Genomic DNA, 21,598 nt, shown 5'->3' with positions numbered 1-21,598 from the left:
CTTCAACCATAAAGCAAACGCTCGGCCAGCATCTGCGCCACCCGGGCCGGTGAGCGCTTTTCCGCTTGGGCATGGCCGAACACCTCAGTCAGCCGCGTTGGTATCCGCGCCAGGTGCGCGGTGATGGTACTCAGGTCGCCACCCCGATGCTTCAGCGCCACGTAGATCAGGCCACCGGCATTGATCACATAGTCGGGGGCATACAGGATGCCGCGTGACTCCAACTGGTCAGCCACCTGCAGCGTAGTCAGCTGATTGTTCGCCGCCCCCGCCACCGCCGCGCAACGCAACTGCATCACCGTCTGGCCATTGAGCACCGGCCCTACGCCACAAGGCGCGAAAATATCGCAGGGGGTGCTGATCAAGGCGTCATTGGTCACCGGGTGAGCATTGAACTGCTCCACCGCCAGGCGTACCCGACCTGGGTCAAGGTCGCTGACCAGCAACTCTGCGCCCGCCGCGTGCAGCTGCTCGGCCAGGGCATAACCAACATTGCCCAACCCCTGCACGGCCACGCGCAGGCCTTCGAGGTTGCTGCTGCCCAGGCGTGCCTGCGAGGTGGCGCGGATGCCGGCGAACACGCCCATGGCGGCATGCGGTGACGGGTCACCGGAGGCCGTGGTGCTGGTGACATGCGGTGTGCTCTGGGCAATGCAGTCCATGTCCAGGGTCGAGGTACCGCTGTCCACGGCAATGATGAAACGCCCTTGCAGGGTATCGATGAAGCGGCCGAATGCCTCGAACAGTGCCGCGCGGTTTTCCACATGCGGGTTACGCATGATCACCGCCTTGCCGCCCCCCAAAGACAACCCCGCCAGCGCCGCCTTGTAGCTCATGCCCTGGGCCAGGCGAATGGCGTCGGTCATGGCGCTCTCGTCATCGGCATAGGGCAGGTAGCGACAACCGCCTACCGCCGGGCCCAACTTCTCGCTGTGAATCGCCACGACGGCTTTGAGGCCGGTGGGTGGGTCAATGAACAGGTGCAGCGACTGGGTACGGGTGCTTTGCATCAGCGCGAACATCGACGGGCTCCCCAACGAGGTGCTCCTACCAGTATAGGCACGCGCCAGATGCAGGCGCTGCGGGCGGACCACTGGACGAATCCACGCCCCCCAGCTAATACTCAAGCGTGTGTGGAGAGCCCCCATGAAGCCACGTCAAGCCTGCCTGGCCTGCCTGGAGCGCGAGCCGGTCGCCCTGCTGGAAGCTGCGTTGTGGATCGCCGTCGAGCATGATCGAAAGGTCGAGCCTGCGGCCAGCCTTGCCACATTGCAAAACCTGCAAGGGCAGATCAGTGCCTGCCTGCCCATGCTGCCGTTATCCGAACTGGCCCAGCCGCTGCTGCGCCAGCTCAACGCACTGGGTTTCCAGCAAGACGAATACCACCCACTGCGCCCGCAAGCGGCGCTGCTGGACAAGGTACTGCTGCGCCGACGCGGCCAACCCCTGGCACTGGCCATCATCACCCTGGAACTGGCCCGGCGCCTGTCCATACCCCTGGAGGGCGTGGCATTCCCTGGACACTTCCTGCTGCGCGTGCCCGGTGCCGATCACCTGCTCGACCCTTGCGGGGGCCGCCGCCTGTACCCCAATGATTGCCGCGAGCTGCTGGCGCGCCAGTTCGGCCCGCATGTGCCGCTGACCGCCGAACACTTGCAAGGTGCCAGCGCCACGCAGATGCTGCAGCGCCTTTCGCGCAACCTGCGCCAATTGCATATCAGCAACGACAATCACCTGGCCGCGCTGATCGATGCCGAACGGGTCATGCAACTGGGCCCGGCGCAGGCCAGTGACTACATGACCCGCGCAACACTGTATCAACACCTGGACTGCCCCCAGGCCGAACGCTTCGACCTGGAGCATGCCCTGCTGCTGACCGACGACCCGGTCCAGCGCCTGAAGCTATCCGAACGTATCGGCAACCTACCGACGGTGAACCGTTCGATTCACTGAGCCGGTGTGTCCGCCTGGGAGGACGGATGCGCCTTGGCGAACGCCGGATGCCCCTTGGCCAGTGCGGCGACCCGGGCGATGCGTGGGTAGCCGCTGAGGTCGATATTGAAGCGCTCGGCCGCATACAACTGCGGAATCAGGTAGACATCCGCCAGCCCCGGCTCATCGCCAAAGCAATAACCGTGATCGCCAATCAACTGCTCCACGGCGGCCAGCCCCTGACCAATCCAGTGGGCGATCCACTGATTGACCTGCGCCTCGTCATGGCCCAGCTGGCGCAACTGGTTGAGCACACTGACATTGTGCAGCGGGTGCACATCGCAACCGATGATCGCCGCCACGCCACGCACCTTGGCACGCAGTGCAGCGCCAGCCGGCAGCAGCGCAGGCTGTGGATGAACCTCCTCCAGGTACTCGATGATCGCTGGCGACTGCACCAGCAATTCACCGTCGTCGGTGCGCAAGGCCGGCACCCGGCCTTGCGGGTTGACCGCGACGTAGGCATCACCGCGCTGGTCGCCCTTGAGCAGGTTGACCGGCAGGGCCTGGTACTCCAGGCCCTTCAGCGCCAGGGCAATGCGCACCCGATAGGAAGAGGTGGAACGGTAATAGGTATACAGCTCCATGGCTTGCTCCCTCAGTTGGCTGCGATGATCTTGCCGCGGCATTCGCCGAAGCCGATGCTGGCCACGCCATCACGCTTGCAGCGGGCGCGCAGGATGATCTCGTCACCGTCTTCGAGGAACTTGCGGATTTCGCCGCTGGCCAGCTCCACCGGCTGCTTGCCGCCCACGGTGGTTTCCAGCAGGCTGCCGTAGGCATCTGGCGTGGCACCGGACAGGGTGCCGGAACCGAACAGGTCGCCAGGCTGCAGCTGGCAGCCGTTGACGCTGTGGTGGGCGATCAGCTGGGCCACGGTCCAGTACATGTTCAAGGTGTTGCTCAAGGCCAGGCGGTGAGCCGGCATGCCTTGCTCGCGCATGCGCTCGGTAAGCAGCAGCACTTCCAGTTCGATATCGAAGGCACCATTGGCCTGGTCACGCTGATCGAGCAGGTAAGGCAGCGGCTGTGGGTCACCTTCCGGGCGGGCCGGCTGGGCACAGCGGAAGGGCTCCAGGGCTTCGGCGGTGACGACCCACGGCGAAATGCTGGTGATGAAACTCTTCGACAGGAACGGGCCCAGTGGCTGGTATTCCCAGGCCTGGATGTCCCGCGCCGACCAGTCGTTGAGCAGGCACAGACCGGCAAGGTGCTGGTCAGCCTCGGCAATCGGGATGGCCTGGCCCATGTCGTTGCCCTGGCCGATCCAGATGCCCAGCTCCAGTTCGTAGTCCAGCCGCGCGCAGGGGCCGAAGCTCGGCTCGGTGTGGCCGGCCGGCAGGGTCTGGCCTTTCGGGCGACGGACCTCGGTACCCGATGGGCACAAGGTCGAAGCGCGGCCGTGGTAGCCGATCGGTACGTATTTGTAGTTGGGCAGCAGAGGGTTGTCGGGGCGGAACAGCTTGCCGACGTTGGTGGCGTGCTGGATGCCGACGTAGAAGTCGGTGTAGTCGCCGATTTTGGCCGGCAGGTGCAGCTGACACTCACTGGCTGGATACAGCGCAGCCTTGAGCACAGCCTGATGTTCGCTGTGTTCGCCCAACAGCACCAGCAGACGCTCACGCAGCGCCACCCGGGCATCGCGCCCCAGCGCGAAGAAGCCGTTCAGCGCACCGCCGCGGGTGGCTTCCACCGCTGTCTTGGCCTGACCATCGAACAGGCCCGCGGCCAGTGCGGCTTCAAGGTCAAGGATGGCATCGCCAATGGCGACGCCACAGCGCAGTGCTTCACCCGGGCGGCTGAAGATGCCCAGCGGCAGATTCTGCAGCGGGAAGTCGCTGTGCCCGTTGGCGTGCTCGACCCAGCTACGGGCAATGGCGGTCTGGTTCATGGTTATCTCCGGTTCGGGTTGAAGGTGCTCGGCAAGGTGGCCCAGCAACTATCGTAGTCGGCCTGCAATTGCGGGCTGTCGAGTGCCTGCAGGCTCGGGCGCAGCACCTGGCTGGTCTCGAACATGAAAGCCATGGTGTTGTCGATCTTGTGCGGCGCCAGCTCGGCGGCGATGGCCTTCTCGCAGGTTTCGGCGTCGGGCCCGTGGGCACTCATCACCCCGTGCAACGAGGCACCACCCGGCAGGAAGCCTTCGGCCTTGGCGTCGTAGGCACCGTTGATCAGGCCCATGAATTCGTTCATCAGGTTGCGGTGGAACCATGGTGGACGGAAGGTGTTCTCGGCCACCATCCAGCGCGGCGGGAAGATCACGAAGTCCATGTTGGCCATGCCGTGCACGCTGGTCGGCGAAGTCAGCACGGTGAAGATCGATGGGTCCGGATGATCGAAGCTGACCGTGCCGATGGTGTTGAAACGGCGCAGGTCATACTTGTAGGGCACGTTGCTGCCGTGCCAGGCGACCACGTCCAGCGGCGAGTGCTGCAGCTCGCAGGCCCAATGCTCGCCGAGGAACTTCTGTACGAGCTGCACCGGGCCATCAACTTCTTCGTAGTGCGCCACCGGGGTGAGGAAATCACGCGGGTTGGCCAGGCCATTGCTGCCGATCGGCCCCAGGTCAGGCAGGCGCAGCGGCGCGCCGTGGTTTTCGGCGATGTAGCCGCGAGCCTGGCCATCGGGCAGCTCGACGCGGAACTTCATGCCCCGCGGAATCACGGCGATTTCCTGTGGCTCGACGTCCATCACGCCCAGTTCGCTGGCGATGCGCAGGCGGCCCTGTTCCGGTACCAACAGCAACTCGCCGTCAGCATTGAAGAACACCCGCTCCATGGAGTGGTTGGCGCGGTAGATGTAGATGCTGACCCCGGCCGGCTTTTCGGCCGCCGAGTTGGCCACCATCGGCACCCAGCCTTCGATGAAATCGGTCGGCTCGCTGGGCATGGGCTGTGGGTTCCAGCGCAGGCGGTTGGGCGTGACCGCACCCAGCGGGCCGCTCAATGGCTGGCGATGCAGGCGCTCGAAGCGCGGGTGCAAGGCCGAGGGGCGGATGCGATACAGCCAGGTGCGGCGCAGTTCGCTGCGGGCCATGGTGAACGCCGTGCCCGACAGCAGCTCGGCATACAGGCCATAGGGGGCTTTCTGGGGCGAGTTCTGCCCGACCGGCAGTGCGCCGGGCAATGCTTCGCTGGCGAACTCATTGCCAAAACCGCTCAGGTAATGAAGGTCGGGGGACGTGTCGTGGTTCATCGAAGCCTCCGGATTTTGTTTTTATCGTAATCTGATTACGAATAACGTAATTTGCTCCCCGCCAGGCGTCAAGCTATAAAGGCGCGACGCGAAAAATCCGGAAGCTACCTATACATGGCCAAAGCCAGCTCCCCCGCCGACAACGGCAAGCAGAAAGTCCGCTCGGCGGAAGTCGGCACCGACATCCTCAAGGCCCTCGCCGAACTTTCCCCCTCCACCTCGCTGTCGCGCCTGGCCGAGCATGTGCAGATGCCGGCGAGCAAGGTGCACCGCTACCTGCAGGCGCTGATCGCCAGTGGTTTCGCCGAGCAGGATGCCGCCACCAACCACTATGGCCTGGGACGTGAGGCATTGCGTGTGGGGCTGGCGGCGCTGGGCAGCATCGATGTGCTGAAAGTGGCGGCACTGCCCCTGTCGCAATTGCGCGATGAGCTGAACGAGAGTTGCTTCTTGGCGGTGTGGGGCAACCAGGGCGCCACGGTCGTGAGCATCGAGCCCGCAGTGCGGGCGGTCACGGTGGTAACCCAGATCGGCTCGGTGCTGCCGCTGCTCAGCTCCTCCACCGGCCTGGTATTTGCCGCCCATCTTCCCGAGCGTGAGACCGTGGAATTGCGTGACCGCGAGCTGGCCGCGCTGCAGCAGAACGCCAGCGACTACGAAGGCTTGCTGGCAGGGATCCGCGAACAGGGCTTGCACCATGTGCACGGCCTGTTGATGCCGGGCGTGGATGCGCTGTCTGCACCGGTGTTCAACGCCATGGGGCAGATCGCGGCAGTGATGACCGTGGTCGGCCCGACTTCGATCTTCCATGCCGATGAACACGGCCCGGCAGCACAACGTCTGCTGGCTGCAGCGCGAGACACCAGCTGGCGCATGGGCTACTCGCCAGCGGCCTGAAACATGTGCCTGGCACTGTTGCCCGAAACGTAAAGGTGAATGTCACAAGTAGCTATTTTTCCCACAGGATCAAGCGCTTATTCTTACCTCACTGGCCGGCATGAAGGGCTCTACCCCCCGCCTTTCAGGCCCGCGAGGTTCACCGACGTTGATTTTGAAGCTCCTTGATCTAACGTCTCGATTGGCCGCTGCGTTTTGCAGCGGCCTTTTTTATTTCTGCAGGTTTGCCATCATCTGCTGCAACGCCTGCAGGTTGTCGTGCGGGTGCACCGCCCCTGCAAAATCACCAATCTGCGCCCAGTGATCCGCGACCTGCTCTGGGGTAAATCCTTGCTCAGGATCGAAACCGACACCGAGGCTACGCTCCCAGCGCACCTTGCCCACCCAGCCACCGCCCACCTCGTACAACTCACCACTGTCCTCGCACTGTTCGCTGCCCAGGTACACCACCAACGGGCTGATCAACTCGGGCCTGAGCCGCTCGAACAGGTGCGGGGGTATCAGCCCTTCGGTCATGCGCGTGCCACCGGTCGGGGCGATGGCATTGACCAGCACGCCATGCTTGCGCCCTTCGATGGCCAGGGTCCGGGTCAGGCCATACAGCCCCAGCTTGGCCATGCCGTAGTTGGCCTGGCCGAAGTTGCCATAGATACCCGAGGTCGACGCCGTGAAGATCACCCGCCCCCAGTTCTGCTGGCGCAAGTGTGGCCAGGCCGCCCGGGTAACCTTGTAGGCACCTTCGACGTGGACTTTGTAGACCAGCTCCCAATCGCTGTCGTCCATCTTGTGGAAGGCTTTGTCGCGCAGGATGCCGGCGTTGTTCACCAGCACATCGACCCTGCCGAAACTGTCCAGTGCCTGTTCGACGATGCGCGCACCGTCGCCCACCGAATCATGGTTGGCCACCGCCGTGCCCCCGGCAGCGCGGATTTCGGCCACGACCTTGTCGGCAGCCGACGCATTGGCCCCCTCACCCTGGGCCGAGCCGCCCAGGTCGTTGACCACGACCCTGGCACCGCGTGCGGCGAACAGCAAGGCATGGGCACGGCCCAGGCCGCCACCGGCTCCGGTCACGATCACAACACGGTCCTGCAGGTTTATCGGCTCGCTCACGGGCGCGGCTCCAGATCAGGTTGAAAGCATCGAGTGTCCGCCAGCCCGTGCAGGCGGACAATCAAGCTCACCCAGGCTAATGCCAGGCGATAACGGCGGGCGATGATCGCGGGTTCAGGACCAGGCGACTTTCTGCGGCAGAAAACTCAGCAGCTGTTCGCGAAAGGCCAGGTAATGGCGCAGTACCTGCACAGGCGCTTCGGTGTGTGGGTAATGGCCAATGCCTTGCAGCTGCACGATGTCGGGGTTAGGCACCAGCTGCCGATAGCGCTCGACCATATCCGCGCCGGACATCGGGTCGGCGATGCCATTTATGAACCGCAGCGGTATGCCATCGCGCTGCAATGCCCCAACCCAGCGCTCACGATGCTGCCTGCGCTCAGGCTGGTAACCCACCAGCTTGTGGAGGACGCGCGTACCGTAGTTGGTGGCGATAAGGCTCCAGCAATCGTCCAGCGCGCTTTCACTGGGATGGGTGCACGGGCCGTAGATCCGGGTCACGTTGCGCACCAGATCGTCGCGCCCAAATGAACGACCCACCAGCCAGCCCAGGCGGCTGAGCAGCAGCTTCTGGACCAGGGGGATCTGACAGCTTTCCGGGAACAGCCCACTGTTAAGGAACACGCAGCTGGCGATGTCGACACGCTGTTCGTGGTGCCGCGACAGCAGTTCCTGAGCCACGCTGCCACCGTAGTCGTGCGCCAGCAGATGCACCGGCTGGTCAACCTCCAGATGCGCCAGTAGCGCCTGTTGCAGGTCCGCCTGCTCCATCAGGCTGTAGCGGTGGTTGAGCGGCTTGGCGGAATCGCCGAAGCCGAGCATGTCGCAGGCAATCACCCGGAAGCGTTGGGTCAGCGGCGCCCACAGGTAATGCCAGTCCCAGCTTGCGGTGGGAAATCCATGCAACAGTAACAGGGGCTCTCCTTGCCCTGCGGTCCAGTAGCGGATGCTCTGGCCCCGGAATGAAAAACTCTGTCCCCGGGTACGCCAGACGCGCAATGGAATCTCGGCGATAGGCATCAGGGTTGTCCCGGTAGAGTGGTGTTGACGGAATAGGGCAAGGCTGCGGTCATTGCATGTCACCTCGGCACTTTCATGTGCTCTCTATGTCGAGGTTGAGTCTAATCAGCGGCCCGTAATGTGAAAATTGCGTTACCAGCCAGCTTGATGACCGAGCGAGTCAGTGGCACGTACGGTCACAGCAACATCGCCAGCAACGGCGCGGCGAACAGGTTGAGCAGGCCGGTGAGGACCATGACCAGGCCGGCCACCGAACCCTCTTCGCGGCCCACTTCCTGGGCGCGGCTGACCCCGGCACCATGCGCGCCCACACCGAACAGCGCGCCCCGCGCCAGTGGGGTACGCAATGGCAGCCAGCGCAGCAGCACGCCGCCGAACATGGCCCCCAGCACCCCGGTGAACATCACGAACACCGCTGTCAGCTCCGGTACGCCACCCAGGTCATGGGCCAGCGGCATGGCGAATGGCGTGGTGATCGAACGCGGCACCAGCGACAGGCTGATCGCATCATCCAGCGCCAGCAGGTGCGCCAGGCTCCAGGAACTGGCGATCGACGCCGCGCTGCCCGCCACCATGCCCACCAGTAGCGCCGGCCAATGCCGCGCCAGCATCGCCCGCTGTTGCCAGATCGGCACGGCAAAGGCCACGGTCACCGGGCCCAGGACGCTCATCAGCCAATGGGTGTTGCGCGAATATTCGGCGTAGGCCGTGTGCAGCGGCACGGCCACCGCCAGCAGCAATGCCGGGACCAGAATCAGCGGTGACATCAGGTAACGCCCGGTGCGCCGATACAGCCAGCGACTGGCCAGGTAGGCTGCCAAGGTCAGTGCCAACCAGAACAGTGGCATGGGTTCAAGGCTCATGGCGCAGCCTCCAGCGGCAGGCCAGTTCCACGGTCACGGCAGTAACCACCATGACCATCAGGGTACTCACGGCGATGACCAGTAGGATGCGCCAACCTTCGCTGCGCACCAGGCTGCCGTAATCGAGCAGGCTCATCAGCGCCGGGATGAAGAACAACAGCATTTCCGCCATCAGCCAGCCGGCGCCCAGTTGCAAGGTGGCCGGCTTGATTGCACCACAGGCGAACAGTAGCAACAGCAGGCCCAGGCCCATCACCCCACCGGGGATCGGCCAGCCTAGCCATGCGGCCAGTTGGCCACCGACCAGGAACAAGGCAAGCAGGACCGCCAGCTCGGCGAGCAGGCGCAGGGGCTTTTTCAGTAGTGCAGGTTTCATGGGTGGGAGTTCCTCGACAGGCCCTCATTTTAAGATTCGGCTGCCTAGGCCAAAAGCGAATTGTTAGACTTGCAGCCATTCCACAATGGAATCTTGACCATGGAATTCAAACAGCTGCGCAGCTTCATCGAAGTGGTCCATCGCGGCGGCTTTACCCAAGCCGCCCAGACCCTGCATATCAGCCAGTCCGCCGTGAGCAAGCAGGTCGCCCAGCTGGAGCAAGATGTGGGCCAGCCACTACTCGAGCGTCAGGCCTCACAGCTGCATCTGACGGCGGCCGGGCGCATCGTGCTGGCGCGCGGCGAAGCCCTGCTGCGCGAGCGTCAGGCACTGCTCAGCGAGCTCGACGACCTTAGCCAGATGGCGCGCGGCGAGTTGCGCCTGGGTTTGCCGATGCTGGGCAGCGATACCTTGTTCGCCTGGCTGTTCGCCGAATACCGCAGGCGTCATCCGAACATCGCCATTCAGCTGCTTGAAGGCGGCAGCCGTAGCGTCGAACAAGCGGTGAGGAATGGCGAGCTGGAGCTGGGCGGAAGCCTCACCCCGAGCGACCCGGCGTTCGAGTACCAGCCGTTCTGCAATGAACCGCTGGATGCCCTGCTGCCGGCCGGGCATGCGCTGGCCGCGCTGGACCAAGTAAGTCTGAAGCAGCTGGCGGATACACCGTTCCTGCTATACCAGCGCAGCTTCGTGCTCAACGACCGCTTGCTCAAGGCTTGCCAGCAGCAAGGTTTCACCCCGAAGGAAGGTGGCCGCAGCGGCCAGGCGGACTTCCTGGTGGCGCTGGTCGCGGCCGGCCAGGGCGTGGTGCTGCTGCCCCGTGTGGTGGCAAAAGCGCTGGAGCGCCCCGGGGTGGTGCGCTTGCCGCTGAAGGCGCCGACGGATCTACGCTGGGATATCGCCTTCATCTGGCGGCGTGGAGCTTACCTGTCGCGCGCCGCGCAGGCCTGGCTGGAGTTACTGCGGGAGGAAACGCCTCAGGCTTTCAGTGCTTGAGCAAGCTCTGCCAGCCAAGGCTCGGCATCAGCCTCTGGCGTCACGGTCTCACTGGCATCGAGCTTCAGCATCGGCAGCACTTCGCGCACCCCCAGCTCGGCAAACAGTTCGCGCATCTGCTCACCGCCGCCGCAATAGGTATCGCCATAGCTGGAGTCACCCAGGGCAATCACCGCGCCAGGCAGCCCACGCCAGGCCGCTGGCAGGGTATCGCGAATGCTGCTGAACAGCGGCATCAGGTTATCCGGCAACTCTCCCATACCGGTGGTCGAAGTCACCGCGAGCAACGCTTCAGGGGCAAAACCCTCGAGATCCTGCTGGCTAGCACGGGCAGCGTGCCAGGCTTCAAAGCCTGCAGCCTTGAGCAACGACTCCGCATGGCGGGCGACTTCTTCGGCGGTGCCGTACACCGAGCCGGAAATAATGGCAACTTTCATCAGGAAGAGGATTCCGAAACTGAGTGAAAACGTAGGATACTAGCATTCGGCGCTGGCAAAAGGCCGCCTCTACCGCCGCTTCTACCGCCGCCTCTACCAAAGTCCCCTTCATTGTCCAATGGTCCAGACATGATCAACGCGCAGCTGCTGCAATCGATGGTCGACGCCTCCAACGACGGGATCGTGGTCGCCGAACAGGAAGGCGACGACACCATCCTGATCTACGTGAATGCGGCCTTCGAACGCCTGACCGGCTATAGTCGAGACGAAATCCTCTATCAGGATTGCCGTTTCCTGCAGGCCGATGATCGCGATCAGCTGGGTCGGGCACGCATTCGCAAAGCCTTGGCCGAAGGCCGCCCCTGCCGTGAAATCCTGCGTAATTACCGCAAGGATGGCAGCGCGTTCTGGAACGAATTGTCGATCACCCCGGTGAGGCACGATGCCGATCAACGCACTTATTTCATCGGTATCCAGAAAAACGTCAGCCGCCAGGTCGAACTTGAGCGCGAACTGGCCGAAATGCACGCTCGTCGGAATTCCGACGAACGCGGCTGAACCAAGCGCCCTGAGCACGGTCAATTCCCGTTGAAGAAATCGTCATCACCGAGTTCGATCATGCAAGCAGACGCGCTCCTGACTCAGGACGAACTGGATTTCATCCAGGACATGCAGCATTCCCCGCAATTGAACCTGGCCGACCCCATGTCGAGCCTGCTAGTCAATGGCGACCGCCGTATCCAGTCCCTGCTCGCCCGCCTGGTGGCCAACGAACAGGTGACCCTGCAGGCGCAGTTCAACAACCAGCAGATCAGCTTCCCACTGCAATTGGTGGAAGACGAGTTCCATGCCGTGCACCTGCAGATCGGCTCACCCGAAATCTACGAAGACGACGGCCCCATGCTGCGTCCCTGGCGCCTGTCGTTGGAGCAGCCTAGTGCACTGCGGGATGCCAAGGGCAAGGCCAGCGGCCTGCTGGTCCGGGACATTTCGTTCAAGGGTGCGCTGCTCGAGGTGCGTGACCAGGCGAAGGCCCCATCACGTTTCGACCTGTTTTTCGCCCCCGACGGCATCAGCCCGATCGGCCTGCACGGCAGGCTGCGTCGGCGCATCGGCCCGGACCTGGCCGCCTACGATCTCAGCCGCAGCCCCGCTGAAGAAATCGACCGGCTGCGTGAGTACATCCTGCAGGCCCATCGCCAGGCCCATCCAGAACTGCACGATCAGGTATCGAGTTGACCGGCCAGATACTGTCGCAAGCGCCGCCGCATCACCTCACCGTCCGCACCCAGGCACGCAACCGGGCTACCCGCAAAGCTGTCCTGGGCGTTTTCGGCCGCCTCGCCAGCCAATAGCAATGGGCATTCCAGGGCTGCGCCAAGGCGCCTCAGGCGCTTGCTCAACTCGACTGTCGGCGAATGGTTGGCAAACAGCACCAGCGCATCCGGCCGCAGGCGCTCACACACCAGCGGCAATTCTTCCAAAGACTGGCCGGGCATGAGCAGACTCACGCCAATGTCATCACCGCCCAGAAGCAAGCCGGTCACGAGCAGTTCCAGCTCGTGGCACAGCCCTGGAAGGGGAGCCAGCAGCACATGACGGGCGTGCGGCTGACGAGAAAGCTGCAACCGGGAGAACACCCGGCCACGCAAGAACTGGTCGAGGAACAACCACTCGCTGGCTTGGCCAAATGCCCCATGCCCCGCCGCCAGATCATGCCAGACGGGCAAGAACACTTCGCCGAACACCTGGTCCAGGGCGATTGCCGCGAACACTTGGTCGAACAGCCGGTCCAGGCTCGGCGCGTCGAAGCGATTAACAGCCTTGCGCACCTGGGCCTGCCAGTGGGTTCTGTTATCAGCCGAAATCACGCCCTGGGCAACTGCCTGGCCGCGGGCAAGAATACCCCCGACCTTGCTGACCGCAACGCCTCGTTCAAGCCACCCCAGAATGCTCCGGACCTGTTCGATATCCGCCTGGGAATACAGCCGGTGGCCGCTGTCGGTGCGTGTCGGCTGGATCAGCCCGTAGCGGCGCTCCCATGCACGCAGGGTCACGGCGTTGACGCCGGTCAGGCGCGAAACTTCACGGATCGGGAACAGGTCCTGGTGTTGCAGGCCTGCCTCAAAATCCGAATTACGTCCCTGTTTGTTCATCTGCACTGAGTAACCTGTGTGCGGAGTTTGAACCGGCATTCTACTACGACAGCTTAGGCCGCAAGCCAGCAACCGTTTGCGAACAATTGTTAACTCATCATGCCACCAGGCATTATGCGTCGCGCCCGATTCTTGCATGCCTGTTGCCGTTGCCCACCACCCCGGGTCACGCAGCCAAGGGGCCGGCTACCCGCCAGCCCCGTCGTCAGGAGATACACGATGTCTACCCCACCCGTCACCTTGATGGTATCGCGCCGCGCCGCCCATGGCCGCTACCAGGACCTGCTGGCCTGGCTGCACGAAGGCGAGCAGCTGGCCACCGACTTCCCCGGTTACCTCGGCTCGGGCATCCTCGCGCCGCCCCGCGACAACGACGAGTTCCAGATCATTTTCCGCTTCAGCGACGAACCCACCCTGCACGCCTGGGAGCATTCCGCCTCGCGCCGGGCCTGGCTCGCTCGCGGCAACGGCCTGTTCGAACGCCCCAAAGAGAGGCGCGTCAGCGGCATTGACGACTGGTTTGGCACCAACATGGTGCAAAAGCCGCCGCGCTGGAAGCAGGCCGTGGCCATCTGGCTGGCCTTCTTCCCGGTCTCGCTGCTGTTCAACGTCCTGTTGGGGCATTGGCTCGCGACGCTCGAGCTGATACCCCGGGTCTTGCTCAGCACGCTGGCCCTGACGCCGCTCATGGTCTACCTCTTCATCCCCCTGTCCACCCGCCTGCTTGCCAACTGGCTGCATGCCGCGCCAGCCGCCAGCGCGGCGCTGCGCAGCCGCTGAGGCGGGGTCATACAAGAGGGAACAGTTCGGGTATGCTGGGCGGCAACGACAGGACAGACAAGTTGACCGCCCGCACATGAACAGCCCTATTCTCGTCACCGGCGCCAGCCAGCGCGTCGGGCTGGCCCTGGCCCTCGATCTGGCTCAGGCCGGCCATACGGTGGTCAGTGCCAGCCGCAGCCTGCAACCGCAGTCCGCGCACCCGAACATCGTGCAGTTCCAGGCCGACCTCTGCGTCAAAGCCGACCGTGAAGCGTTGATCGACCACCTGCAGCGCAACTACGACGGCCTGCGCGCGATCGTCCACAACGCCTCGCTGTGGCTCGACGACGACCTCGACAACCTCGAAACCATGTTCCGCCTGCACGTCGAAGCGCCGTACCACCTCAACCTGGCCCTCGGCGAGCTGCTGAACAAAGTCGACAAGGCCGACATCATCCACATCTGCGACGAAACTTCCTCGCGTGGCAGCAAAGGCCACATCGGCTACGCCGCGACCAAGGCCGCGCTGCAGAACATGGTGCTGTCGTTCGCCGAAAAATACGCGCCCAATGTACACGTCAACGGTATCCTGCCGGGCCTGCTGATCCTCAAGGAAGGCGGTGACGAGGCCTACCGCCAGCAGACCCTGAAAAAGGCCCTGCTGGAATTCGAACCCGGCGCCGGGCCACTGATCGAGACGGTGAAATACCTGCTCGCCAGCCAGTACAGCACCGGCAGCCAGGTGGTCATCAACGGTGGCCGCCACCTGAAGAACCGCATGATCTGAGAGACAGCCATGACTGATCAACAACAGCTTGAACTCGAAGCCGCCGCGTTCCGGCGCCTGGTCGAACACCTGCAGAAACGCACCGACGTGCAGAACATCGACCTGATGAACCTCTCCGGCTTCTGCCGCAACTGCCTGTCCAAGTGGTACAAGGCCGCCGCCGACGAGCGTCAGGTCGACATCAGCCTGGATGACGCCCGCGAAGCGGTGTACGGCATGCCCTACGCCGAGTGGAAAGCCCAATACCAGAAAGAAGCCAGCGCCGAGCAGCAAGCGGCGTTTGAACAAGGAAAACCTCGTGACTGATCTGAACACCCTGCGCACCAGCCTGGCCAGCGGCCAACACGCCTTTGCCGACACCCTGGCCTTCATCGCCGGCAACTACAGCTACCAGCCTCAGGCCTTCAACAACGGTGGCGTGGAAAATGCCGCCGGGCAGAACGAAGGCTCGTGCAAGACCCTCGGCCTGGCCCTGCTGGAAGGCCTGAGCGACCAGGAAGCGCTGTTGGCCTTCGGCGAGCACTACCGTGACGTGCTGGCCACGCCAGAGGGCAGTGACCATGGCAATATCCGTGCGCTGATCAAGCACGGGCTGGCTGGCGTGAAGTTCGCCGAGCTGCCGCTTTCGCGCAAGGCTTGAGATTGCCGGGGCCGCTTTGCGGCTCCGGAATTTCAACTGATCGTCGTCCCCGGCACACGATCTGCCAGCCCGCCCTGCTGCAACCACTGCAACGCAATCGGCCACAGGCTTTCGTGAAAACGATCATGGAAGAACGCGAAATGGCCAATCTCATCGACCGAGATATCCACAGGCGCAATCCGCAAATGCCGCCGCTGCGCCGCAGGCAGATACCCCAGTAAACGCTCGGTCGCCGCCACCGTGCCAAACGGATCGTCGGTCAGGCTGATGGCCAAGGTCGCGGCCTGCACCTGAGAGAAAGGCAGTGTCGCCAGGCCGCGTCCACTCGGGCGCTGTTCATAGCGTGGCGTGCGCGTGGTCCAGTCATGTACGACCCCGGCCGGGGTATCTTCCAGCCAACCCAAGCGCTTGCCGGGGAAGTAGCCAAAGGCACGGGTCAGCAACGGCATCACCACATGCCACTTGCCGAACAGCCGCCAGCGCTGGTCGGCGGCATAGTCGCGCCAGTAGGCGAACTGCGCACCGACCATCACCACCCGCCGTACCCGCCCGGCTGACGGCGCCAGGCCCACGGCGCATCCCCCGAAACTGTGGCCCACCACGTCCACCGGCTGACCTGGAAAATGCGTGGCGGCGTGCGCCAGCATGGCTTCGAAATCCAGCCTGCCCCAATCGCTCCACGATGCCTGAAAGCCACGCAGCGTGTGCGGACGTGATTCGCCGATCCCGCGATAGTCGTAGGTCAGTACATCGCAGCCTTGGGCGAACAGGTAGTCGGCAAAACGCGAGTAGTAGCCGCAGCGTACCGAAGTGGCCGCGTTGATGATCACCAGCGGGCGCGTGGTGTCGGGGTGGGCGTGACGCCAGCAGAAGCCGCCGAGGCTATAGCCGTCGACCGTGGCCTGGCGAAAGGCGGTGGCGGGTTGGGTGAGGCTGCTCATGGCGCACTTCCTGTTGCTGTGCGCCAAAACTAGCAAAAAAAATGGGGGCCTGTATCGGCCCCCACCTTTTACATCGACTTACAGCTCGATGCAGTCGAATTTCACATCGGTCGCTACGTCTTCGTCGTAGTTGACGTCAGCGCGCTCGAAGCCGAACAGGTTGAGGAACTGTTTCTTGTAACCGGCGTAGTCGGTCAGCTCGAACAGGTTCTCGGTGGTCACTTGTGGCCACATGGCCTTGCACGCGTCCTGTACGTCGTCGCGCAGCTCCCAGTCGTCCAGGCGCAGGCGGCCTTTCTCGTCCAACGCTGCCGGGGCACCGTCGGCACGGTACATGCGGTCACGGAACATGCGGTCCAGCTGGTCCTGGGTGCCTTCGTGAACACCCTTCTCCTGCATGATCTTGAAGACCATCGACAGGTACAGCGGCATTACCGGAATAGCAGAGCTGGCCTGAGTGACTACCGACTTGAGCACGGCCACGTTGGCGCCGCCACCGACCTTACTGCCGAGGCGCTCTGCGGTGTCGTCGAGGTCCTGCTTGGCCTTGCCCAGGGCGCCGTGCCAGTAGATCGGCCAGGTGATTTCGGTGCCGATATAGCTGAACGCTACAGTGCGGGCCTGTGGGGCGAGCACGCCAGCGGCGTTCAGGGCATCAATCCACAGTTCCCAGTCCTGGCCGCCCATGACGGTGACGGTGTCGGCGATTTCCTGCTCGGTGGCCGGCTCGATGCTGGCCTCGATGATGGTGTCCTTATTGGTGTCGATGGCGGTCGACTTGTACGGCTGGCCGATCGGCTTCAGCGCGGAACGGATCACTTCACCGGTCTGTGGCAGCTTGCGCACAGGGGACGCCAGCGAGTAGATGACCAGGTCGACCTGGCCACCCATTTCGTTCTTGATCAGCTCGATGACCTTGGCACGGGCTTCGTCGGAGAAAGCGTCACCATTGATCGACTTGCTGTACAGGCCCTCGGCCTTGGCGAACTTGTCGAAAGCGGCAGCGTTGTACCAGCCGGCGGTACCGGCCTTGGTCTCGGTACCTGGCTTTTCGAAGAACACGCCCAGGGTGTCGGCCTTGAAGCCGAAGGCCGCAGTGATGCGGGCTGCCAGGCCGTAGCCGCTGGAAGCACCGATGACCAGGACCTTCTTCGGGCCATCCTCGCGCACGCCCAGCTTGCGGGTGGCTTCGATCTGGTCACGGACGTTGAGCTCGCAGCCCTTCGGGTGAGTCGTGGTGCAGATGAAACCGCGAACCTTAGGATGAATGATGGCCAATGTCTGTACCTCGTCAGGTTTATGCCGGGGGAACCGCCGCATGGGCGATTCCGATTGATCAGAGGGTGAGACTACCCCCGCAGGTTATCCGACACATATTACGGGGTGTTTGAAGCGATTCAAACGCCGGTCATACCTGCAACTCACCGCGCAGCCAACCCAGAAACTGCCGGGCCAGCGGATCATCCTGGCTATCCCGGTGCACCAGGCAGGCCCAGGCCGGCCCGCGCACCCGCTGCGCAGAAAGCGCCTGCAGGTACCCCTCGCCCACCGCCCGCTGCGCCAGCAACTGGCTGACCAGGGCAACGCCCAGCCCTTCGCTCGCGGCATCCAGCAGCAGCCCGGGGTCGGAGAAGTTCAGCCCCTTGCCCTGCTGCCCCACGTCCTCGCCACCTTCCAGTTGCCAATGGCTCCAGTCCATTTCGCGCTCGCCATGCAGGGTGGTGCGCTGCTGCGCAGGCGTTTGCAGCAACGAGGGGTGGCAGGCGGGATACAGCTGGTCGTGGTGCAGCACGGTAAAGCTGCACTCAGCCTGGGCACTGAGATCGTCGCGAATGGCCAGGTCGATGGTTTCGCTGGCCATGTCCGGCACCTCGAAGCTGGTGAACAACCACAAGTCGACCTGCGGGCAGCGCTGATGGAAATCGGCCAGGCGCGGTAGCAACCAGTGCCGGGCGAAGGCCGGGCTGGTATTGACCACCAGTTGATTCGGCTTGCGGTACTGGTCCAGGCGGCGGATGCCCACGGCCAGGTGCTGCAGCATGGACTGGGTGGTGCTGAGCAGGTCATGCCCGGCATCGGTCAGGCTGACACTGCGACCGCTGCGGTAGAACAGTGGCTGCTCCAAGTAGGTTTCCAGGCTGCGGATCTGCTGACTGATTGCCGACTGGGTGAGGTTCAGGGCTTCGGCGGCCTTGTGGAAGCTGCCAAGCCGTGCGGCGGCTTCGAAGCCTCTGAGGGCATTGAGCGGTGGCCAGTGTTTGAGCATGATCGATAAGCCCTGCTAATCAGATATCGGCTAAATCTATCGTTTGTCGCCACCTCTTCATAGCCATAGCATGGACATCAACACCCGCGACGGCGGGCTTCGTTGATAAAAATCCTTAATAGATCGGAGTTCACTATGCACCTGTCCCTCGACAGCGGCTGGCGTATGCCTGCCGAATGGGCCCGCCACGCGGCGACCTGGATGGTCTGGCCACACAATCAGGCGCTGTGGGAAAGCGGTTGGCGCGTCAGTCTGGCCGATGTGCAGCGCGACTATGCCCGTGTAGCGGCAGCCATTGCCCGCTTCGAGCCGGTGAAGATGGTCGTCGACCCTTCCGCCCTGCAAAGCGCCCGTGCCCTGTGCGGCGCCAACATCGAACTGATCGAACTGGCCGTGGACGACAGCTGGTGCCGTGACAGCGGCCCGAGCTTCGTCTGCCACCCGCAGCATGGCCTGGCCGGGCTGAGCTGGCGCTTCAATGCCTGGGGCGGTAAATCGCAACACAGCCAGGACCGCAGCCTCGGCCGTCGTATCCTCGACCAGCTGGGCCTGGACGGTTTCAGCACCTTCCTGTGCAACGAAGGCGGCGCGATTCATGTCGACGGTGAAGGTACGCTGATCACCACCGAATCGGTGCTGCTCAACCCCAACCGCAACCCCGGTATCGGCAAGGCTGAGTTCGAAACCTGCTTCGCCCGCTACCTGGGCATCAGCAAGACCATCTGGCTGCCCGGCGACCCGCAGTACGTCACCGGCGACATGACCGACGGCCACGTCGATGGCGTGTGTGCCTTCGCCCGCCCAGGCGTGCTGCTGGTCGATGCCACCCACGATCACGGCTCGGTCTACGCCGAAGTGGTCCGCGAAAACCGTCGCGCCCTGGAACTCGCCACCGATGCTCAGGGCCGCCATTTCGAACTGCTCGACCTCTATGAAGCCAGCGCCGCAGTCGACCAGGACGCCGAAGTGTTCTGTGCGTCCTACACCAACTTCTACATCGCCAACGGCGCGATCATCATGCCGGCCTATGGCATCGCTGCCGACCAGGACGCCGCCGAGCAACTCGCCCACGCCTTCCCGGGCCGCGAAATCGTGCCGGTGCGTATCGATGCCATCGCCCACGGCGGCGGCGGCATCCATTGCATCACCCAGCAGCAGCCGGAGGTGCAGCCATGAGCCTGCTGCGCATCGCCACCACCCAGATGCCTTGCAGCTGGAACCTGCCCGACAACCTGAACCGCGCCGAGCAACTGGTACGCCAGGCCGCCGCCGATGGCGCGCAGGTGATCTTGCTGCAAGAGCTGTTCGCCACGCCCTACTTCTGCATCGAGCAGGACCACAAGCACCAGGCGCTGGCCGAGCCCTACCCGAGCAGCCCGATCCTGCAACGCTTCGCAGCCCTGGCCGGCGAGTTGGGCGTGGTGCTGCCGTTGAGCTGGTACGAGCGCGCCGGCAATGCCTTCTTCAATTCGCTCACCGTGGCCGATGCCGACGGCCAGCTGCTGGGTGTGTACCGCAAGACCCACATCCCCAACGCCATCGGCTACCAGGAGAAGGAGTACTTCAGCCCCGGAGACACTGGTTTCAAGGTCTGGGACACCGCCTTTGGCCGCCTCGGCATCGGCATCTGCTGGGACCAGTGGTTCCCGGAAACGGCCCGCTGCCTGGCACTGATGGGCGCCGAAGTGCTGCTGTTCCCCACCGCCATCGGCTCCGAGCCCGGCTGCGCCGAGCTGGACTCGCGCGACCATTGGCAGGTCGCCATGCGCGGTCATGCCGCCGCCAACCTGGTGCCCGTGGTGGCCGCCAACCGCGTCGGTGTGGAAGTGGCCGATAGCGATGAATCACTGAGCATGCGCTTCTACGGCTCGTCGTTCATCTGCGACCACAAGGGCGCGATGCTCGCTGAAGCCGACCGCGACAGCAGCGGCATCTGGCTGCACGACCTGGACCTGGTACGCATGCGCGAAGACCGCCTGAGTTGGGGCATCTACCGCGACCGCCGCCCGGAAATGTACGCGCCGCTGCTGACCCTGGACGGCAAGCACCCACACAACCTGAGGGCCTGAGCATGAAACGCCACACTATCGCCGCACTGGCCCTGGCCCTCTGCGCCTTCCAGGCCCAGGCCGACCAGCCCACCCTGCGCCTGTACAACTGGGCCGATTACTTCGCCGAAGACACCCTCAGGCAATTCACCGCCGAAACCGGTATCCAGGTGATCTACGACGTGATGGACGGCAGCGAGGTACTCGAAGCCAAATTGATGTCCGGGCGCAGTGGCTACGACCTGGTGTTCCCCGGCGATACCGTGGCGGAGCGCCTGATGCGTGCCGGCAGCCTGCAGCCGCTCGACCACAGCCGCCTGGAAGCCCTCGACGACATCGAGCCCGGCCTGCGCAAGCTGCATGCGCAATACCCCAAGGCAAGCCAGGCGACCGTGCCCTACACCTGGGGCACCATCGGCCTGACCGCGAATGCCGAGAAAGTCCGCCAGCGCATGCCCGATGCGCCGTTGGACAACCTCGACCTGCTGTTCAAACCGGAGCTGGCGGCCAAGTTCGCCGATTGCGGTATCTCGATCATCGACTCGCCTGACGAAGTGCTGGCCGTGGTGCTCCATTATCTGGGCCGCGAACCGCGCAGCGCCAAGCGTGAAGACCTGGCGGCCGCCAGCGAGCTGCTCAAGGCGGTGCGCCCGTACATCCGCAAGTTCCAGTCGCAACCGGTGACCGAGCTGGTCAACGAGAACCTGTGCCTGTCGCTGGGCTACAGCGGCGACGTGATCCAGGCCCAGCGCGCCGCCGACGGTGCCGGCAAGCACCTCGATTTCCAGTACCGCGTACCGCGCCAAGGCACCACGGTGTGGATGGACACCATGGCCATCCCGGCCGATGCCCAGCACCCGGAATACGCCTATCGTTTCATCAACTTCGTCATGCGCCCGGCGAACATGGCTGCCATCAGCAACTTCACCGGCTACCCCACGGCCAGCGCCAAGGCACGCCAGGCAGTGGACCCGCGCATGCGCGACAACCCCGACATCTACCTCGACGAAGCCACCTACGCCCGGCTGATCCCAGGCCGGGATATTCCACAGGCCGACATGCGAGCACGCATGCGCGTGTGGACCCGCTTCAAGACTGCACAGGACTGA

Annotated in this window: 25 protein-coding genes; 12 read left to right on the top strand and 13 right to left on the bottom strand. The window is 63.8% G+C overall.

The features are described from left to right. Window positions 1–2 precede the first annotated feature (2 nt). Window positions 3–1,022 (bottom strand): Leu/Phe/Val dehydrogenase, encoded by a 1,020-nt coding sequence (locus tag C2H86_RS16070; protein WP_159408896.1) that lies wholly within the window; start codon window positions 1,020–1,022, stop codon window positions 3–5. 124 nt (window positions 1,023–1,146) lie between these two features. On the opposite strand from C2H86_RS16070, the gene C2H86_RS16065 reads away from it, so the two are divergent. Next, the gene (locus C2H86_RS16065) at window positions 1,147–1,953 is read left to right on the top strand and encodes a SirB1 family protein (RefSeq protein WP_159408895.1); all 807 of its coding nucleotides are present in this window, start codon (window positions 1,147–1,149) and stop codon (window positions 1,951–1,953) included. Here the strand turns inward: C2H86_RS16065 and maiA are convergent. The 3 genes from maiA to hmgA are packed head-to-tail and all read right to left on the bottom strand — an operon-like array spanning window position 1,947 to window position 5,187. Further along, window positions 1,947–2,579 carry a maleylacetoacetate isomerase gene (maiA, locus tag C2H86_RS16060; protein ID WP_159408894.1) on the bottom strand — a complete coding sequence of 211 codons (633 nt, stop codon included), beginning with the start codon at window positions 2,577–2,579 and terminating at the stop codon, window positions 1,947–1,949. The two genes, C2H86_RS16065 and maiA, sit on opposite strands and share 7 nt — an antisense overlap. An 11-nt stretch (window positions 2,580–2,590) precedes the next feature. Continuing rightward, complete coding sequence (fahA, locus tag C2H86_RS16055; protein WP_159408893.1) at window positions 2,591–3,883, bottom strand: fumarylacetoacetase; 1,293 nt, start codon at window positions 3,881–3,883, stop codon at window positions 2,591–2,593. A 2-nt stretch (window positions 3,884–3,885) separates the two neighbouring features. After that, the gene (gene hmgA, locus C2H86_RS16050; protein WP_159408892.1) at window positions 3,886–5,187 is read right to left on the bottom strand and encodes a homogentisate 1,2-dioxygenase; all 1,302 of its coding nucleotides are present in this window, start codon (window positions 5,185–5,187) and stop codon (window positions 3,886–3,888) included. A gap of 114 nt (window positions 5,188–5,301) precedes the next feature. Between hmgA and C2H86_RS16045 the strand changes: the two genes are divergently transcribed. Continuing rightward, window positions 5,302–6,084: an IclR family transcriptional regulator gene (locus tag C2H86_RS16045; RefSeq protein ID WP_159408891.1), complete on the top strand. Its 783-nt coding sequence runs from the start codon at window positions 5,302–5,304 to the stop codon at window positions 6,082–6,084. A 210-nt stretch (window positions 6,085–6,294) separates the two neighbouring features. Here C2H86_RS16045 and C2H86_RS16040 read toward each other — a convergent pair whose 3' ends face one another. The 4 genes from C2H86_RS16040 to C2H86_RS16025 all read right to left on the bottom strand — a co-directional run bounded on the left by C2H86_RS16040 (window position 6,295) and on the right by C2H86_RS16025 (window position 9,456). Further along, a complete protein-coding gene (locus C2H86_RS16040) occupies window positions 6,295–7,197 on the bottom strand; it encodes an SDR family oxidoreductase (protein ID WP_159408890.1) in 903 nt (300 codons plus the stop codon). Window positions 7,198–7,311: 114 nt separating this feature from the next. Next, window positions 7,312–8,217 (bottom strand): alpha/beta fold hydrolase, encoded by a 906-nt coding sequence (locus C2H86_RS16035; protein WP_159408889.1) that lies wholly within the window; start codon window positions 8,215–8,217, stop codon window positions 7,312–7,314. Between the two features lie 176 nt (window positions 8,218–8,393). After that, window positions 8,394–9,080, bottom strand: a complete 687-nt coding sequence (locus C2H86_RS16030) for an LrgB family protein (protein WP_159408888.1) — start codon at window positions 9,078–9,080, stop codon at window positions 8,394–8,396. Then, window positions 9,070–9,456 (bottom strand): CidA/LrgA family protein, encoded by a 387-nt coding sequence (locus C2H86_RS16025; RefSeq protein ID WP_159408887.1) that lies wholly within the window; start codon window positions 9,454–9,456, stop codon window positions 9,070–9,072. The genes C2H86_RS16030 and C2H86_RS16025 overlap by 11 nt, the downstream gene beginning before the upstream one ends. A gap of 99 nt (window positions 9,457–9,555) precedes the next feature. On the opposite strand from C2H86_RS16025, the gene C2H86_RS16020 reads away from it, so the two are divergent. After that, window positions 9,556–10,452 carry a LysR family transcriptional regulator gene (locus tag C2H86_RS16020; protein ID WP_159408886.1) on the top strand — a complete coding sequence of 299 codons (897 nt, stop codon included), beginning with the start codon at window positions 9,556–9,558 and terminating at the stop codon, window positions 10,450–10,452. Here the strand turns inward: C2H86_RS16020 and C2H86_RS16015 are convergent. After that, window positions 10,434–10,889 carry a flavodoxin gene (locus C2H86_RS16015; protein ID WP_159408885.1) on the bottom strand — a complete coding sequence of 152 codons (456 nt, stop codon included), beginning with the start codon at window positions 10,887–10,889 and terminating at the stop codon, window positions 10,434–10,436. The genes C2H86_RS16020 and C2H86_RS16015 overlap by 19 nt on opposite strands. Window positions 10,890–11,018: 129 nt before the next feature. On the opposite strand from C2H86_RS16015, the gene C2H86_RS16010 reads away from it, so the two are divergent. Together C2H86_RS16010 and C2H86_RS16005 are read left to right on the top strand one after the other, a co-directional pair. Then, window positions 11,019–11,447 carry a PAS domain S-box protein gene (locus tag C2H86_RS16010; RefSeq protein ID WP_159408884.1) on the top strand — a complete coding sequence of 143 codons (429 nt, stop codon included), beginning with the start codon at window positions 11,019–11,021 and terminating at the stop codon, window positions 11,445–11,447. Between the two features lie 60 nt (window positions 11,448–11,507). Then, entirely contained in the window at window positions 11,508–12,128 is a 621-nt protein-coding gene (locus C2H86_RS16005) for a hypothetical protein (protein ID WP_159408883.1), read from the top strand. Here the strand turns inward: C2H86_RS16005 and C2H86_RS16000 are convergent. Beyond that, a complete protein-coding gene (locus tag C2H86_RS16000; RefSeq protein ID WP_159412945.1) occupies window positions 12,113–13,045 on the bottom strand; it encodes a MerR family transcriptional regulator in 933 nt (310 codons plus the stop codon). The genes C2H86_RS16005 and C2H86_RS16000 overlap by 16 nt on opposite strands. Before the next feature lie 219 nt (window positions 13,046–13,264). Here C2H86_RS16000 and C2H86_RS15995 point away from each other — a divergent pair, with 219 nt between their 5' ends. The 4 genes from C2H86_RS15995 to C2H86_RS15980 all read left to right on the top strand — a co-directional run bounded on the left by C2H86_RS15995 (window position 13,265) and on the right by C2H86_RS15980 (window position 15,234). Next, complete coding sequence (locus tag C2H86_RS15995; RefSeq protein WP_159408882.1) at window positions 13,265–13,825, top strand: antibiotic biosynthesis monooxygenase; 561 nt, start codon at window positions 13,265–13,267, stop codon at window positions 13,823–13,825. Between the two features lie 76 nt (window positions 13,826–13,901). After that, on the top strand, window positions 13,902–14,594 hold the full coding sequence (gene folM, locus C2H86_RS15990; protein WP_159408881.1) for a dihydromonapterin reductase: 693 nt from the start codon (window positions 13,902–13,904) through the stop codon (window positions 14,592–14,594). A gap of 9 nt (window positions 14,595–14,603) precedes the next feature. After that, window positions 14,604–14,900 (top strand): DUF1244 domain-containing protein, encoded by a 297-nt coding sequence (locus tag C2H86_RS15985; protein ID WP_159408880.1) that lies wholly within the window; start codon window positions 14,604–14,606, stop codon window positions 14,898–14,900. Then, a complete protein-coding gene (locus C2H86_RS15980) occupies window positions 14,893–15,234 on the top strand; it encodes a HopJ type III effector protein (RefSeq protein ID WP_163985977.1) in 342 nt (113 codons plus the stop codon). The genes C2H86_RS15985 and C2H86_RS15980 overlap by 8 nt, the downstream gene beginning before the upstream one ends. Window positions 15,235–15,266: 32 nt before the next feature. On the opposite strand, the gene C2H86_RS15975 is transcribed toward C2H86_RS15980, so the two are convergent. The 3 genes from C2H86_RS15975 to C2H86_RS15965 form a co-directional block, all read right to left on the bottom strand. Next, window positions 15,267–16,175, bottom strand: coding sequence for an alpha/beta hydrolase family protein (locus C2H86_RS15975; RefSeq protein ID WP_159408878.1), 909 nt, complete (start codon window positions 16,173–16,175; stop codon window positions 15,267–15,269). Between the two features lie 78 nt (window positions 16,176–16,253). Then, window positions 16,254–17,453, bottom strand: coding sequence for an enoyl-ACP reductase FabV (fabV, locus tag C2H86_RS15970; RefSeq protein WP_205524625.1), 1,200 nt, complete (start codon window positions 17,451–17,453; stop codon window positions 16,254–16,256). Between the two features lie 130 nt (window positions 17,454–17,583). After that, window positions 17,584–18,441 (bottom strand): LysR substrate-binding domain-containing protein, encoded by an 858-nt coding sequence (locus C2H86_RS15965; RefSeq protein ID WP_159408876.1) that lies wholly within the window; start codon window positions 18,439–18,441, stop codon window positions 17,584–17,586. A 135-nt stretch (window positions 18,442–18,576) separates the two neighbouring features. Here C2H86_RS15965 and C2H86_RS15960 point away from each other — a divergent pair, with 135 nt between their 5' ends. The 3 genes from C2H86_RS15960 to C2H86_RS15950 are packed head-to-tail and all read left to right on the top strand — an operon-like array spanning window position 18,577 to window position 21,598. After that, the gene (locus tag C2H86_RS15960) at window positions 18,577–19,617 is read left to right on the top strand and encodes an agmatine deiminase family protein (protein WP_159408875.1); all 1,041 of its coding nucleotides are present in this window, start codon (window positions 18,577–18,579) and stop codon (window positions 19,615–19,617) included. Further along, entirely contained in the window at window positions 19,614–20,510 is an 897-nt protein-coding gene (gene aguB / locus C2H86_RS15955; RefSeq protein ID WP_159408874.1) for an N-carbamoylputrescine amidase, read from the top strand. The genes C2H86_RS15960 and aguB overlap by 4 nt, the downstream gene beginning before the upstream one ends. A 2-nt stretch (window positions 20,511–20,512) precedes the next feature. Further along, complete coding sequence (locus C2H86_RS15950; protein ID WP_159408873.1) at window positions 20,513–21,598, top strand: extracellular solute-binding protein; 1,086 nt, start codon at window positions 20,513–20,515, stop codon at window positions 21,596–21,598.

This window comes from Pseudomonas putida (assembly GCF_009883635.2).
Classification (GTDB): domain Bacteria; phylum Pseudomonadota; class Gammaproteobacteria; order Pseudomonadales; family Pseudomonadaceae; genus Aquipseudomonas; species Aquipseudomonas putida_W.
Note: the sequence above shows the minus strand (reverse complement) of the source record. Positions and strands in the feature narration are given on the sequence as shown.